General features: G+C 68.2%; 14 protein-coding genes. 13 read left to right on the top strand and 1 reads right to left on the bottom strand.

From position 1 onward, the window contains the following. Positions 1 to 180: 180 nt before the first annotated feature. The 13 genes from ftsW to recN all read left to right on the top strand — a co-directional run bounded on the left by ftsW (position 181) and on the right by recN (position 14,468). On the top strand, positions 181 to 1,347 hold the full coding sequence (gene ftsW, locus ACTJI6_RS12900; protein WP_126153802.1) for a putative lipid II flippase FtsW: 1,167 nt from the start codon (positions 181 to 183) through the stop codon (positions 1,345 to 1,347). Beyond that, positions 1,344 to 2,429, top strand: a complete 1,086-nt coding sequence (locus tag ACTJI6_RS12895; RefSeq protein ID WP_440801230.1) for a UDP-N-acetylglucosamine--N-acetylmuramyl-(pentapeptide) pyrophosphoryl-undecaprenol N-acetylglucosamine transferase — start codon at positions 1,344 to 1,346, stop codon at positions 2,427 to 2,429. The genes ftsW and ACTJI6_RS12895 overlap by 4 nt, the downstream gene beginning before the upstream one ends. After that, complete coding sequence (gene murC, locus ACTJI6_RS12890) at positions 2,426 to 3,853, top strand: UDP-N-acetylmuramate--L-alanine ligase (protein ID WP_440801229.1); 1,428 nt, start codon at positions 2,426 to 2,428, stop codon at positions 3,851 to 3,853. Before ACTJI6_RS12895 ends, murC begins: the two co-directional genes overlap by 4 nt. Continuing rightward, positions 3,850 to 4,095 (top strand): DUF2484 family protein, encoded by a 246-nt coding sequence (locus ACTJI6_RS12885; protein ID WP_440801227.1) that lies wholly within the window; start codon positions 3,850 to 3,852, stop codon positions 4,093 to 4,095. Before murC ends, ACTJI6_RS12885 begins: the two co-directional genes overlap by 4 nt. Beyond that, a complete protein-coding gene (locus tag ACTJI6_RS12880) occupies positions 4,095 to 4,493 on the top strand; it encodes a hypothetical protein (protein WP_440801226.1) in 399 nt (132 codons plus the stop codon). Before ACTJI6_RS12885 ends, ACTJI6_RS12880 begins: the two co-directional genes overlap by 1 nt. A 49-nt stretch (positions 4,494 to 4,542) precedes the next feature. Beyond that, positions 4,543 to 5,481, top strand: coding sequence for a UDP-N-acetylmuramate dehydrogenase (murB, locus tag ACTJI6_RS12875; protein WP_440801224.1), 939 nt, complete (start codon positions 4,543 to 4,545; stop codon positions 5,479 to 5,481). Positions 5,482 to 5,681: 200 nt separating this feature from the next. Further along, entirely contained in the window at positions 5,682 to 6,572 is an 891-nt protein-coding gene (locus ACTJI6_RS12870) for a D-alanine--D-alanine ligase (protein WP_440801249.1), read from the top strand. Then, positions 6,560 to 7,501 (top strand): cell division protein FtsQ/DivIB, encoded by a 942-nt coding sequence (locus tag ACTJI6_RS12865; protein WP_440801222.1) that lies wholly within the window; start codon positions 6,560 to 6,562, stop codon positions 7,499 to 7,501. The genes ACTJI6_RS12870 and ACTJI6_RS12865 overlap by 13 nt, the downstream gene beginning before the upstream one ends. A gap of 4 nt (positions 7,502 to 7,505) precedes the next feature. Continuing rightward, positions 7,506 to 8,840, top strand: coding sequence for a cell division protein FtsA (gene ftsA / locus ACTJI6_RS12860; RefSeq protein WP_126153809.1), 1,335 nt, complete (start codon positions 7,506 to 7,508; stop codon positions 8,838 to 8,840). Positions 8,841 to 9,060: 220 nt separating this feature from the next. Beyond that, positions 9,061 to 10,647 (top strand): cell division protein FtsZ, encoded by a 1,587-nt coding sequence (ftsZ, locus tag ACTJI6_RS12855; protein WP_440801220.1) that lies wholly within the window; start codon positions 9,061 to 9,063, stop codon positions 10,645 to 10,647. Positions 10,648 to 10,854: 207 nt separating this feature from the next. Beyond that, the gene (gene lpxC / locus ACTJI6_RS12850; protein WP_440801219.1) at positions 10,855 to 11,817 is read left to right on the top strand and encodes a UDP-3-O-acyl-N-acetylglucosamine deacetylase; all 963 of its coding nucleotides are present in this window, start codon (positions 10,855 to 10,857) and stop codon (positions 11,815 to 11,817) included. Positions 11,818 to 11,936: 119 nt separating this feature from the next. Further along, positions 11,937 to 12,785 carry an outer membrane protein assembly factor BamD gene (locus ACTJI6_RS12845; protein WP_275105740.1) on the top strand — a complete coding sequence of 283 codons (849 nt, stop codon included), beginning with the start codon at positions 11,937 to 11,939 and terminating at the stop codon, positions 12,783 to 12,785. 36 nt (positions 12,786 to 12,821) lie between these two features. Beyond that, positions 12,822 to 14,468 carry a DNA repair protein RecN gene (gene recN / locus ACTJI6_RS12840; protein WP_440801217.1) on the top strand — a complete coding sequence of 549 codons (1,647 nt, stop codon included), beginning with the start codon at positions 12,822 to 12,824 and terminating at the stop codon, positions 14,466 to 14,468. 9 nt (positions 14,469 to 14,477) lie between these two features. Here recN and ACTJI6_RS12835 read toward each other — a convergent pair whose 3' ends face one another. Next, on the bottom strand, positions 14,478 to 15,197 hold the full coding sequence (locus tag ACTJI6_RS12835) for a sulfate/molybdate ABC transporter ATP-binding protein (protein WP_440801215.1): 720 nt from the start codon (positions 15,195 to 15,197) through the stop codon (positions 14,478 to 14,480). Positions 15,198 to 15,207: the final 10 nt, after the last annotated feature.

Raw genomic sequence — 15,207 nt, 5'->3', positions numbered from 1 at the left:
CTGTCGCTTCATGACGTGATCGTGATACTCCGCCGGGTCCGCTCAGCCCGAAGGCGTCGCCTTGCGGCCACGGCACAGCGCTTCGCAATCCCCAGTAGCGCGCACCCGATTTTCGCGCTATGCTGACCGGCAGACCTGGACAACCAGGCGGATTTCTGAGGCAGTGACGGCGGTATTTCCATGACCGAGATGGTCTTTGGCGCGACGCCCGTTCGCGCGGGCGACCCGATTCTTCCGCGCTGGTGGCGCACGCTGGACAAATGGTCCCTGGCCTGCGTGCTGGGCCTGTTCGCCATCGGCATCCTGCTGGGGCTGGCGGCATCCGTCCCGCTGGCGGAAAAGAACAATCTGCCGCGCTTCTACTATGTCCAGCGGCAGGCAGTGTTCGGCGGTATGGCCCTGATGATCATGCTGGTGATCTCGATGATGTCGCCGCGCCAGATCCGGCGGATCGGGGTGATGGGCTTTGCGGCGGCCTTCGTGCTGATCCTGCTGCTGCCCCTGATCGGCGAGGATCACGGCAAGGGCGCGACCCGCTGGCTGTCCATCGCCGGGATTTCCATGCAGCCGTCCGAGTTCCTGAAGCCCGGATTCGTCGCGATGTGCGCCTGGTTCATGGCCGCCGCGCAATCGGTCGGCGGACCGCCGGGTAGGCTTTATTCCTTCATCACCGCCATGGTCGTGGTGATCCTGCTGGCCTTGCAGCCGGATTTCGGGCAGGCCTCGCTGGTGCTGTTTTCCTGGCTGGTGATGTATTTCGTCGCGGGCGCGCCGATGGTGCTGCTGATGTCCGTCATGGGCATCGCGGCACTGGGCGGGTTCTTCGCCTATGGCGCGTCCGAGCATTTCGCCCGGCGGATCAACGGCTTCCTGAACCCCGAAATCGACCCGCGCACCCAGATCGGCTATGCCACCAAAGCCATCCAGGACGGCGGCTTCTTCGGCGTCGGCGTGGGCGAGGGGTCGGTGAAATGGTCGCTGCCCGACGCGCATACCGACTTCATCATTGCCGTCGCGGCCGAGGAATACGGCACCGTCCTGGTGCTGGCGGTCATCACGCTGTACTGCACCATCGTGGTGCGGTCGTTGCTGCGGCTGCTGCGGGAACGCGATCCCTTCGCGCGCATCGCCGGGGCGGGGCTGGCCTGCGCCTTCGGCGTGCAGGCGCTGATCAACATGGGCGTGGCCGTGCGCCTGCTGCCCGCCAAGGGCATGACGCTGCCCTTTGTCAGCTATGGCGGGTCGTCGGTGATCGCATCCGGCATCGCCGCCGGGATGCTGCTGGCCCTGACCCGCACCCGCCCCCAAGGCGAACTGGCCGAGATCCTGCGCCGGGGCCGGGGATGACTGCGCCGCTGGCCTTGATCGCCGCCGGGGGGACCGGCGGGCACATGTTTCCCGCCCAGGCCCTGGCCGAACTGCTGCTGGCCGAGGGCTGGCGCGTCCGCCTGTCCACCGACGATCGGGGCGCGCGCTATGCAGGCGGCTTCCCGGATGCCGTCGAACGCAGCATCGTGCGGTCGGCCACGACCGCGCGCGGCGGGCTGCTGGGCAAGCTGACGGCGCCTTTGAAGATCGCCGCCGGCGTGCTGGCGGCGCGCACCGGCCTGCGCCGCGACCGGCCCGCCGTGGTGATCGGCTTCGGCGGCTATCCGACGATCCCGGCGCTGTCGGCGGCGGTGACGCTGGGGCTGCCCCGGATGATCCACGAACAGAACGGCGTGATGGGCCGCGTGAACCGGCTGTTCGCGCGCCGGGTACAGCGGATCGCCTGCGGCACCTGGCCCACAGACCTGCCCGACGGCGCGACCGCCGTTCATACCGGCAACCCGGTCCGCCAGTCTGTGCTGGACCACGCCGCCGCGCCCTATGCCCCGCCCGGGGACGGGCCGCTGCATCTGCTGGTGATCGGCGGCAGCCAAGGCGCGCGGGTCTTGTCGGACGTGATTCCCGCCGCCGTCGCCGCTCTGCCGGACGACCTGCGCGCCCGCCTGCGCGTCAGCCACCAGGCGCGGGCCGAGGATCGGGACCGGGTGATCGCCGCCTATGCCGATGCCGGGATCGCCGCCGACGTGCAGCCCTTTTTCACCGATGTTCCCGACCGCATCGCCCAGGCCCAGCTTGTCATCAGCCGGTCGGGCGCCTCGTCGCTGGCCGACATCACCGTGATCGGCCGCCCGGCGATCCTGATCCCCTATGCCGCCGCCGCTGGCGACCACCAGACCGCCAATGCGCAATCCCTGGCCGAGGCGGGCGCGGCGCTGATCCATCCCGAATCGGTGCTTGACGCGCCGGGGCTGACGCGCGACATCCGCGCGATCCTGAACGATCCCGCCCGCGCCAGCCAGATGGCCGCCGCCGCCCTGTTCCTGTCCCGCCCCGACGCCGCGCGGCGCCTGTACGACCTTGTCACGGAGATTGCCCGATGAACGCCGCCACCAAACTGCCGCACGAGCTGGGGCCGATCCACTTCATCGGCATCGGCGGCATCGGCATGTCGGGCATCGCCGAGGTGCTGCTGACGCTGGGCTATGACGTGCAGGGCAGCGACGCCAAGAAATCCAAGATTACAGACCGCCTTGAAAAGCTGGGCGCCCGCGTTTTCGAAGGCCAACGGGCCGAAAATATCGGCGCGGCCGGTGTCATCGTCATTTCGACCGCCATCAAGAAGGGCAACCCGGAACTGGAGGAAGCGCGCCGTCGCGGCCTGCCCGTTGTCCGCCGGGCCGAGATGCTGGCCGAACTGATGCGGATGAAGTCGAACATCGCCATCGCCGGAACCCACGGCAAGACCACGACCACCACCATGGTGGCGACGCTGCTGGACGCGGGCGGGCTGGATCCGACCGTCATCAATGGGGGCGTGATCCACGCCTATGGATCGAACGCGCGCGCCGGGGCAGGGGAATGGATGGTGGTCGAGGCCGACGAATCGGACGGCAGCTTCAACCGTCTGCCCGCCGACATCGCCATTGTCACCAATATCGACCCCGAGCATATGGAGCATTGGGGCAGCTTCGACGCGCTGCGCCAGGGTTTCTACAACTTCGCCTCGGGCATTCCGTTCTACGGTCTGGCCGTCTGCTGCACCGACCACCCCGAGGTGCAGGCGCTTGTCGGCAAGCTGACCGACCGCCGCGTCGTGACCTTCGGCTTCAACGCCCAGGCCGATGTGCGGGCGATGAACCTGCGCTATGAAAACGGCATCGCCCATTTCGACATCGCCTTGCAAGGCGAAGGCCCGACCGACACCGGCGACGTGGAAATGATCGAGGGCTGCACCCTGCCGATGCCGGGCGACCACAACGTGTCGAACGCGCTGTCGGCCGTGGCCGTGGCCCGCCACCTGGGCATCAAGAAGGCCGAGATCCGCGAGGCCTTGGCGAAATTCGGCGGCGTCGGGCGGCGCTTCACCCGTGTCGGCGAAGTGGGCGGCGTCACCATCATCGACGACTACGGCCATCACCCGGTCGAAATCGCCGCCGTCCTGAAGGCCGCGCGCCAGGCCACCAAGGGCCGCGTGATCGCGGTGCATCAGCCGCACCGCTTCAGCCGCCTGTCGAACCTGTTCGACGATTTCTGCACCTGCTTCAACGAGGCCGACGTGGTGGCCATCGCCGAGGTCTATGCCGCGGGCGAGGATCCGATCCCCGGCGCCACCCGCGACGACCTGGTGGCGGGGCTGATCGCCCACGGCCACCGCCACGCCCGCGCGATCCTGGACGAGAACGACCTGGAACGGCTGGTCCGCGAGCAGGCCCGGCCCGGCGACATGGTGGTCTGCCTGGGGGCGGGCACGATCTCGACCTGGGCGAACGGTCTGCCGGAACGTTTGCAGGGACGCGCCGCATGATCCACTCGGCGGTCCTTGCGCTGGCGGTGGTGGCGGGCTGGCTGCTTCTGGCGCGGCTGGCCCGAACCCTGCGACCGCGCCAGCGGCAGCGCGCCTTGTGGGCCTTGATCGCCACGGGCGTGCCGATCCTGGGCTGGCTGACCTATACCTGCGGGCCCTTGGCAGGGGTCGGTTTCTTGGCACTGGGCGTGCTGGTGTTGCTCCGATTGCCGCTCAGGCGACGAGCTGGCCTGAACTCCTGATGCTGTTCGAACCCCTTTTCTTCCAAACCGTCATCTTCGCCATCATCGCGCTTGTTGTCGCTTGGGGGGGCTGGACTGGCGTCACGCGCATGGCTGCGCGATCCCTTCGGCCTCTCATGTCGGCGCTTGCCGCGCTGCTGGCCGGGGCAGGGGCCTGTTATCTGATCGGTCAAAGCAAGTCCGGCGTTGATCTGCGTGGCCTGGGGGGAATGCTTCTGTGCCTGCTGTTGCTGCTTGCGGCAGGCTCTCTGGCATTCGGGGCCGCGCTGAGGTGGCTGCATGACGCGACCCGCCGCCGCATCGCCTCCGATCCGGACTGGGCGCCGGCGCGTCCATGGGACATCTGGGGCCTGTGCGCGCTGTCGGTCCTGGCCGTCGGCATCAGCCTTCTGGAGTGATCCCGCGCAGTTGACCCAAGGCCGCCCTCTGGCTACCACGTCCGCCATGATGACCGATCTTCCCCCCGCCCGTGGCACGCTGACCCCCGACCGTCCCCTGGACAGCCTGACCTGGCTGCGCGTGGGCGGTCCCGCCGACTGGCTGTTCCAACCGGCGGACGAGGATGATCTGGCCGATTTCCTGCGCGCCCTCGATCCCAGGGTTCCGGTCTTTCCGATCGGCGTCGGCAGCAACCTGATCGTCCGCGACGGCGGCATCCGGGGGGTGGTGATCCGCCTCGGCCGGGGCTTCAACGGCATCGCGGTCGAAGGCGACCGGGTGATTGCGGGCACCGCGGCACTTGATGCCCATGTCGCGCGCCGGGCGGCGGATGGCGGGCTGGACCTGACCTTCCTGCGCACCATCCCCGGCAGCATCGGCGGCGCCGTGCGCATGAACGCGGGCTGCTATGGCAGCTATGTCGCCGATCACCTGGTCGAGGCCCGCGCCGTGACCCGTGGTGGCGAGCGGATCGTTCTGTCCCCGGACGACCTGCGTTTCGCCTATCGCCACGCCGACCTGCCCGAAGGCTGCGTCCTGACCGAGGCCACCTTCCGCGCATCCCCCGGCGATCCCGACGCGCTGCACCAGAAGATGGCCGACCAGCTTGCCCGGCGCGACGAGACGCAGCCCACCAAGGACCGCAGCGCCGGGTCCACCTTCCGCAACCCGGCCGGGTTCAGCTCGACCGGGCAGGCCGATGATGTCCACGACCTGAAGGCCTGGTCGCTGATCGACCGCGCGGGCCTGCGCGGCCACAGCTGGGGCGGCGCGCAGATGTCGGAAAAGCATCCCAATTTCCTGCTGAACACAGGTGGCGCCACGGCCGCCGAACTGGAAGCCCTGGGCGAACTGGTCCGCCGCCGCGTGCTGGAAGACAGCGGCCACGACCTGCAATGGGAGGTGATCCGCGTGGGAGATCCTCTGCCTGATGCAACCGAGACTTGATCAACGATTCCTTCAACAATCTTTAGCAGATAGCTAAATTTGACCTTTTGCGATTTCCGCGCATCCGCTATTCTTGTCCGATAAGCGCAGGATCGGGACCAACCCGGCCGCGCGGGACAGGAAAATCCCGGACCAACCGGGTCGAAAGGCGAAACGTGGCGGGCAGGTCGAGCAGGACAGCCCATACCGTAGCCGTTCTGATGGGCGGACCCTCGGCCGAACGAGAGGTGTCGCTGTCATCGGGGCGCGAATGCGCGAATGCGCTGCGGGTGGCGGGCTATGAGGTGATCGAGGTCGAACTCGGTTCCGAACGCGGCGGCGATCTGGTCGCCCGCCTGGCCGAACTGCGCGCCGATGTCGTCTTCAACGCCCTGCACGGCCGCTGGGGCGAGGACGGCTGCATTCAGGGCCTGCTGGAATGGCTTGGCCTGCCCTATACCCATTCCGGCGTGCTGGCCTCGGCCCTGGCGATGGACAAGACGCGGGCCAAGGACGCGCTGCGCGCCGCCGGTCTGCCGGTGGTGGACAGCGTGATCGCCGATGCCTGCGACGTGCGCGCCGGCCATGTCCTGCCGCCGCCCTATGTGGTCAAACCCAACGATGAAGGCTCGTCCGTGGGCGTCTATATCGTCCATGACGGCGCCAACCAGCCGCCGCAACTGGCCGACACGATGCCTGCGCGGGTGATGGTCGAAACCTATGCGCCGGGCCGCGAACTGACCACCGCCGTCCTGGGCGACCGCGCCCTGGGCGTGACCGAGATCATCACCGAGGGCTGGTACGACTATGCCGCGAAATATTCGGTGGGCGGTTCGCGCCATGTGATCCCGGCCGATATTCCGGCCGAAATCACCGCGGCCTGCCGGGATTACGCCGTGCGCGCGCACGAGGCGCTTGGCTGCCGGGGCCTGTCGCGCACGGATTTCCGCTGGGACGACAGATGCGGGCTGGATGGGCTGATCCTGCTGGAGGTGAACACCCAGCCCGGCATGACGCCGACCTCGCTTGCCCCGGAACAGGCCGCCCATGCCGGGATGGATTTCCCCGCGCTGATGCGCTGGATGGTCGAGGACGCGCTGTGCCGGATGTGATCGACCACCGCCCGAACCGCCAGCCCCCGTCGCAGCCGAAACGCGACCCGGCGCCGTCGCGGCTGCAATACCGGCTGGAGCGGATGTGGCTGCGCCCGATCTGGCGGCGCGCGGTGCGCGTCGGCGTCCCGGCCTTTCTGGCCGCCATGACGGCGGGGCTGTGGCTGTCCGATCCCGACCGCCGCGCGCTGCTGACCGACGGCGTGCAGCAGATCATGACCAAGGTCCAAAGCCGAGAGGAATTCCAGGTCAGGATCATGACGGTCGAGGGCGCGTCCCCGGTGGTGGACAAGGCGCTGCGGGCGATGCTGCCGGTCGATCTGCCGGCCTCCAGCTTCGACATCGACCTGACCGCGCTGCGCTTGCAGGTGATGCAGCTTGACGTGATCGAATCCATCGACCTGCGCATCAAGCCGGGCGGGATCCTGTCGGCGGTGGTCAAGGAACGCGAACCCGCGATCCTGTGGCGCCATGCCCGCGGGATCGAGATCCTGGACAAGACCGGCCACCGCGTCGCATCCGTCACCGCGCGCGACGTGCGCCCGGACCTGCCGCTGATCGCGGGCGAGGGCGCCGACCTGGCCGTGCCCGAGGCCCTGGCCCTGATCGACGCCGCCGGGCCGATCCTGCCGCGTGTGCGCGGCCTGGTGCGGCGGGGCGAACGCCGCTGGGATCTGGTGCTGGATCACGGCCAGCGGATCATGCTGCCCGCCCAGGGCGCGCTGATCGCGATGGAGGCCGCCATTGCCCTGGATCGCGCCCAGGACATGCTGGGCCGCGACATCGCGGTGGTCGACCTGCGCAACCCCTCTCGCCCGGTGATGCGGCTGGGGATCGACGCGCGCAACACCATCCGCCAGGCGCGGGGCGAGCCGATCCTGGGACCGGACGGCAAGGTTATTCAGGAAGACGACCGGAAGGGGGGTTAGGACGATGGCGGAGTTGTACCAGACGCAGCGGGCTATGCGGAACATCCGCCGGGCGGCCCTGCAACGCGGCGTGATCGGCATCCTGGACATCGGCACGTCCAAGATCGCCTGCCTGGTGCTGCGCTTCGACGGCACCGGCACGTTCCGCGAGACCGACGGCGTGGGACCGATGGCGGGGCAGGTGAATTTCCGCGTGATCGGCGCGGCCTCGACCCGCTCGCGCGGGATGCGGCGCGGTCAGATCGACGTGATGGCTGAAACCGAACGCGCGATCCGCACCGTGGTCGCCGCCGCGCAGAAGGTCGCGGGGGTGCGCGTCGATCACGTCATCGCCTGCCTGTCGGGCGGCCGTCCCGCATCCTATGGCCTGGCCGGGGAAATCACGCTGGAGGCGGGGCGGGTCCACGACCACGACGTGGCCTCGGTCCTGGCCGCCTGCGACGCGCCCGATTTCGGGCGGGGCCGAGAGGTCCTGCACGCCCAGCCGGTGAACTTCGCCGTCGACAACCGCAGCGGGCTGGGCGATCCGCGCGATCATGTCGGCAACCGGCTGGCCTGCGACATGCATGTGCTGACCGTCGATGGCGACGTGATCGGCAATCTGGTCCAGTGCATCCGCCGCTGCGACCTGGAACTGGCGGGCGTGGCCTCGGCCTCTTACGCGTCGGCGCGGGCCTCGCTGGTGGAAGACGAACAGGAACTGGGCGCAGCCTGCATCGACTTTGGCGGCGGCGGCACGGGTGTTTCCATTTTTGTCAAGAAACACATGATCTTCGCGGATAATGTTAACATAGGCGGCCAGCTTGTCACCCAGGACATCGCCCAGGGGCTGCGGGTGCCTTTGCCCGTCGCGGAACGGCTGAAGACCCTGAACGGCGGGGTCGAGGCGACCGGACGAGACGACCGCGACATGCTGGATACCGGCACGGGCAGCGGCGAATGGGACGCCGACCGCCGCCCGGTCAGCCGCGCCGATCTGATCGGCATCATGCGCCCCAGGGTCGAGGAGATCCTGGAAGGCGTGCGCGAAGTGCTGGACGCGGCCGGGTTCGACTCCATGCCCAGCCAGCAGATCGTGCTGACCGGCGGAGGCAGCCAGATCCCCGGCCTGGACGGTCTGGCGGCGCGCATCCTGGGGCCGAACATCCGCTGCGGGCGTCCGCTGCGCATCGACGGGCTGGCGCACCAGTTCACCGATCCGGGCTTTTCCAGTGCCGTGGGGCTGGCGCTGTTCGCGGCCCATCCCCAGGACGAATGGTGGGATTTCGAGATGCCCGCCCACAGCTATCCGACCCGAAGCCTGCGCCGCGCCTATCGCTGGTTCAGGAACAACTGGTGATTTCGGGCCTGACATCGGGGCATCGCGCGGGCGGCGCCCTGTTCAACTGGATTGGCAAGATACCGCCGAAAAGACCTGCAAAGACCACTACATTTTGCGTTTTTGCGCGTTTTTCCAGTGACGCAGCGGCGGTCCGCCGTTAGGATTGGAAGCTGATTACGTGGGATTCGACGGGCGGCAGGACATGACCCGATCGACATAGCAAAAAACAGGCGGAACCATGAACCTCAACCTGATGATGAACGACGAAGACGAGCTGAAGCCCCGGATCACCGTCTTCGGTGTTGGCGGTGCGGGCGGCAACGCGGTCAACAACATGATCGAGAAGAATCTCGACGGGGTCGAGTTCGTGGTCGCCAACACCGATGCCCAGGCGCTGTCCAGCTCTCGCGCGTCGAACCGCATCCAGATGGGGCCGAAAGTGACCGAGGGGCTGGGCGCGGGGGCCAAGCCCGCCATCGGCGCCAAGGCCGCCGAGGAAACCATCGAGGATATCGTCGATCACCTGATGGGCGCGCACATGTGCTTCATCACCGCGGGCATGGGCGGCGGCACCGGCACCGGCGCCGCGCCGATCATCGCCCAGGCCGCGCGCGAGATGGGCATCCTGACCGTCGGCGTCGTGACCAAGCCCTTCCAGTTCGAAGGCACCAAGCGGATGCGCCAGGCCGACGAGGGGATCGAGGCGCTGCACAAGGTCGTCGACACGCTGCTGATCATCCCCAACCAGAACCTGTTCCGCATCGCCAACGAAAAGACCACCTTCACCGAAGCCTTCGCGATGGCCGACGACGTTCTGTATCAGGGCGTCAAGGGTGTGACCGACCTGATGGTCAAGCCTGGCCTGATCAACCTCGACTTCGCCGACGTGCGTTCGGTCATGGACGAGATGGGCAAGGCGATGATGGGCACGGGCGAGGCGTCGGGCGAAAACCGCGCCCAGGAAGCCGCCGAACGCGCCATCGCCAACCCCCTGCTGGACGAGGTCAGCCTGAACGGCGCCAAGGGCGTGCTGATCAACATCACCGGCGGCTATGACATGACCCTGTTCGAACTGGACGAGGCCGCGAACGTCATCCGCGACAAGGTGGACAGCGACGCCAACATCATCGTCGGCTCGACGCTGGATCCCGACATGGACGGGTCCATCCGCGTATCGGTCGTGGCGACCGGCATCGACGCCGCCGCCGCCGTGGCCGAGGTTCCGGCCCCCCGCCGGTCCATGGCCGAACCGCTGACCCAAAACCCCGCGGTCTCGCAAAAGGTCGAAACCGCGTCCCAGCAGGACGACCTGCCGCCGCGCCGCGTGGCCCCGCCGGTCGTGGAAACCCGCCCCGCTGCCGCCCCCGCAGCGCGGGCCGAGGACGACATGCCTGCCCCCGCCTATCAGCGCAAGGAACCCGCGCAGCCGATGATGCTGAACGTCAACGACGACGCCGGTTTCATCGCGCCGCGCGCGCCGCAGGGCGCATCGCGCGGCCAGGCCTCGCCCGAGACGCTGGAGCGTCTGCGCCGCGCGGTCGAACACAAGGGCGAGCGTCAGCAGCCCCAGCCCGCGCCGCAAGCGGCCGAACCCGCCCGCAACCAAAGCCGCATGGCGGGGCTGGGCCGGATGCTGGAACGGATGGCGGGCCATGCCGACCAGGGCGCACCGAAGCCTCCGGCGGCCTCGATTTCCGAACGGGTCAACGAACGCGTGGCGGTCCGCGCGCGCCAGCAGGAAACCGATTTCGACGATCTGGCCAGCCCTGATGCGGCAGGCGACAATGTGGAAATCCCGGCTTTCCTGCGCCGCCAGGCCAACTGAACCTGTCACGAAAATGATACGGGAAGGGCCGCGTCATGCGGCCCTTTTCCATTGCGGCGCTGCTTGAACGAATGACGCCACGCATCGCCCGTGCCGAATGTTTCATGCCGTCACAATTCGTTAATTGAACGCCTGCCTCCCAAGGCCTAGGTCAACCGTTACAGCGATGGACCTTTCCGTTGCGACACGAGTCAGAGGCAGGTTGTCATGCAGGCGACGTTGAAAAAAGCGGTGATGTTTCAGGGCGTGGGTCTGCACTCGGGCGCCCCGGCTCGGCTGGAAATCCATCCCGCCCCGGCCGGTCACGGCATCGTCTTCCGGCGCACCGACCTGAACCCCGTCGTGGACATTCCCGCCCGCTGGGATCACGTCACGCCGTCCCGGCTGTGCACCCTGATGGACGACGGCAAGGGCAACACCCTGTCCACCGTTGAACACGTCATGGCGGCCCTGGCCGGAACCGGCATCCACAACGCCTTGGTCAAGGTCGACGGCCCCGAGGTTCCGATCCTCGACGGATCGGCGGCCCCTTTCGTGCGCGGCATCCTGCGCGCCGGGATCCTGCTGCAACAGGCCGACCTGCGCGCCATCCGCGTGCTGCGCCCCGTCGAGGTGCGCGAGGGAGAGGCTTTTGCCCGGCTGGCCCCGGCCGACCACCTGGAAATCGACTTCCAGATCGACTTTGCGGATGCCGCCATCGGCCATCAGGAAAAGCGGCTGGACATGGCCAATGGCGCCTTCCTGCGCGAACTGGCCGACAGCCGGACCTTCTGCCGCCAGGCGGATGTGGATGCGATGCGCAAGAACGGGCTGGCCCTGGGCGGCACCTATCTGAACGCGGTGGTGGTGGATGGTGCGCGGGTGCTGTCGCCCGGCGGCCTGCGCCACCAGGACGAGGCCGTGCGCCACAAGATGCTGGATGCCATGGGCGATCTGGCATTGGCGGGCGCTCCGCTGCTGGCGCGCTATACCGGCCATCGCGCGGGTCATGCGATGACCAACCGCCTGCTGCGCGCCTTGTTCGCCGATCCGACCGCATGGCGTTGGGAGACCTGTTCCCCCGCGTTGGAGGACCGCCTGCCGGGCGCGGGCGTCGCCGCCTATGACCTGGCGGCGACGGCCTGGGGTGGCCGCTTAGGCGGCCTTCCGCAACGTCAAGCCATGCCGTAAAACGCGGGTGAAATTCAACGGATTGCCATTTTGCGCCCCCTGATGTTCTGTGCTAGAGGGTCCGGGCAGCGCGGCCCGGATGGGGCGGCTGCAAGGAAGAAGTCACAGGCAGGGTGAATATGGCGCGCTCGAAATTCTCGGCTTCCGTGATGGCGGCGGTTCTGGCGGGTCTGGTGCTGACGGGCTGTGGCAGGGGCGGGACCGATTCCGACAAGCAGAACCTGGACCGCTTCACCGCCGAGGAAATCTACAAGCGCGGCGAATTCGAGCTGGAAAACAGCCGCAAGCCGGAAGACGCGGTGTTCTATTTCGCCGAGGTCGAGAGGCTGTATCCCTATTCCGAATGGGCCAAGCGCGCGCTGATCATGCAGGCCTATTCCAACCACCGCGCCCAGAACTATGAAGAAGCGCGCAGCGCCGCGCAGCGGTTCATCGACACCTATCCCGGCGACGAGGATGCGGCCTATGCCCAGTATCTGCTGGCCTTGTCCTATTACGACCAGATCGACGAAGTGGGCCGGGACCAGGGCCTGACCTTCCAGGCGCTTCAATCGCTGCGCACCGTGATCGAGCAATATCCCGACAGCGAATATGCGCGCAGTTCGATCCTGAAATTCGACCTGGCCTTCGACCACCTGGCCGCCAAGGAAATGGAGATCGGGCGCTATTACCTGAAGCGCGGGCATTATGCCGCCGCGATCAACCGTTTCCGCGTCGTGGTCGAGGAATTCCAGACCACCGGCCAGACGCCCGAGGCGCTGCTGCGGCTGGTCGAGGCCTATCTGGCCCTGGGCCTGACGGACGAGGCGCAGACGGCCGGGGCGATCCTGGGCCATAACTTCCAGTCCTCGCCCTTCTATCAGGACGCCTATGGCCAGTTGCGCGGCCGCGGATTGGCGCCCGAGGCGCGGGGCGACAACTGGTTGAACAACGTCTATCGCCAGATGATCCAGGGACGGTGGCTGTAACGGGCGGGGTCGGGCCTCGCGCTGCAAGGATTACTGATGCTGCGTTCGCTGGACATCCGCAACATGCTGCTGATCGACCGGCTGGACCTGTCCTTCGGTCCCGGCCTGAACGTGCTGACCGGCGAAACCGGGGCGGGCAAGTCGATCCTGCTGGACTGCCTGGGCTTCGTGTTGGGCTGGCGCGGGCGGGCCGATCTGGTCCGCCAGGGCGCCAGCCAGGGCGAGGTGACAGCGGTGTTCGATCTGCCCGCCGCCCATCCCGCGCGCACTGTCCTGGCCGATGCCGGGATCACGCTGGATGATGACGACCTGATCCTGCGCCGTGTGAACGGCGGCGACGGGCGCAAGACCGGCTTTGTCAACGACCGCCGCGTCTCGGGAGAGGTGCTGCGGTCGCTGTCGGATACGCTGGTCGAACTGCACGGCCAGCATGACGACAGGGGCCTGCTGAACCCGCGCGGCCACCGGGCGCTGCTGGACGCCTTCGGGGCCATCGACCTGGCCCCAGTGCGCGCCGCCTGGGCCGCGCGCCGCACCGCCCGCCGTGCCCTGGACGAGGCCGAGGCCCGCCTGACCGCAGCGCGGGCCGAAGAGGATTTCCTGCGTCATGCCGTCGCCGAACTGGACGACCTGTCCCCAGAGGCAGGCGAGGAGGCGGTTCTGGACACCCGCCGCCGCGCCATGCAGGGCGCCATCCGCATCCGCGAGGATGTGGCCCGCGCCCTGAAGATGCTGGGCGGCGAGGGGGCCGAGGGCGCGATGCTGGACGCGACCCGCTGGCTGGAAGGCGCTGCCGACCGGGCCGAGGGGCGGCTGGACGAGCCTTTGGCCGCACTGTCCCGCGCCCTAGTCGAACTGGGCGAGGCGCATCGCGGGGTCGAGGATGCGCTGTCCGCGCTGGACGTGGATCCGTCGCAGCTTGAGGCGACCGAGGAACGGTTGTTCGCCTTGCGCGCGCTTGCCCGCAAGCACAACGTCCTGGCCGACGACCTGGCCGGGCTGGCCGACGAACTGCGTGCCCGCCTGGGCCAGATCGACGCCGGAGAGGCGCAGATCGCCGCCCTGCGCCGCGCGGTCGAGGATGCCGAGGCCGGTTATGATGCCGAAGCGGATGAGGTCACACAGGCGCGCAGCCAGGCCGCCGCTGCCCTGGACTGCGCCGTGACGGCGGAACTGGCGCCATTGAAGATGGATCGTGCGGTCTTTCAGACCATCGTCGCGCCCGGCGAACCCGGACCTGACGGGCGAGACGACGTGGCCTTCACCGTCGCCACCAATCCTGGCGCGCCTGCGGGGGCCTTGAACAAGATCGCATCGGGCGGGGAATTGTCGCGCTTCCTGCTGGCGCTGAAGGTCTGCCTGGCGCGCGGCAATGACGCGCTTGTGCTGATCTTCGACGAGATCGACCGGGGCGTCGGCGGGGCGACGGCGGACGCGGTGGGCCGGCGCCTCAAGCGGCTGTCCGAGGATGCGCAGGTGCTGGTCGTCACCCATTCCCCGCAAGTGGCGGCCTTGGGCGCGCATCATTTCAGGGTGTCGAAATCGGTGCATGACGACATGACGACCTCGACTGTGGCGGCGCTGACGCCGCCCCAGCGGGTCGAGGAGATCGCCCGGATGCTGTCGGGCGACCGCATCACCGATGCCGCCACCGGCGCGGCACGGGCGCTGTTGCAGGGCTGATGCGCCGCCCTAGGTGGTGATGAAGTCCCGCACGAATTCGGTGGCGGGCTTGGCGCGGATGTCCTGGGGCTTGCCGATCTGTTCGATCCGGCCCATCGACATCACCACCACCAGGTCGGCCAGCTCCATCGCCTCGTCCTGGTCATGGGTCACGAAGACCGTGGTCAGGCCGGTTTCGTCATGGATGTCGCGCAGCCCCTGGCGCAATTCGCGGCGGACCTTGGCGTCAAGCGCGCCGAAGGGTTCGTCCAGCAGCAGCATCCGAGGCTCGATCGCCAGGGCGCGCGCCAGGGCGACGCGCTGGCGCTGCCCACCCGACAATTGCGTGGGATAGCGCCCAGCGATGTCGGGCAGCTGGATCAGATCCAGCAGCTTGGTCACGCGGCGGGTGATCTCGGCCTTGGGGGGACGCTGGCTGCGGGGCCGGGCGCGCAGGCCATAGGCGATGTTGTCGAAGACCGTCATGTGCCGGAACAGCGCATAGCTTTGGAACACGAAGCCCGCGCGGCGGTCCTGCACGCTCATCCCCGTGGCGTCCTGGCCGTTGAACAGCACCCGCCCCGAGGTCGGGAATTCCAGCCCGCCCAGGATCCGCAGCAGCGTGGTCTTGCCCGAGCCCGACGGCCCCAGCAGCGCGACCAACGCGCCCGAGGGGATGTTCAGCGACACCGGATGCAGCGCCGTGGTGCCGCCGAAGGTCTTGGCGATTTCGTCGATGTCGATATGCATGAACGGCCTC

This window comes from Paracoccus sp. 22332, assembly GCF_052045125.1.
Classification (GTDB): Bacteria; Pseudomonadota; Alphaproteobacteria; order Rhodobacterales; family Rhodobacteraceae; genus Paracoccus; species Paracoccus haematequi_A.
Note: the sequence above shows the minus strand (reverse complement) of the source record. Positions and strands in the feature narration are given on the sequence as shown.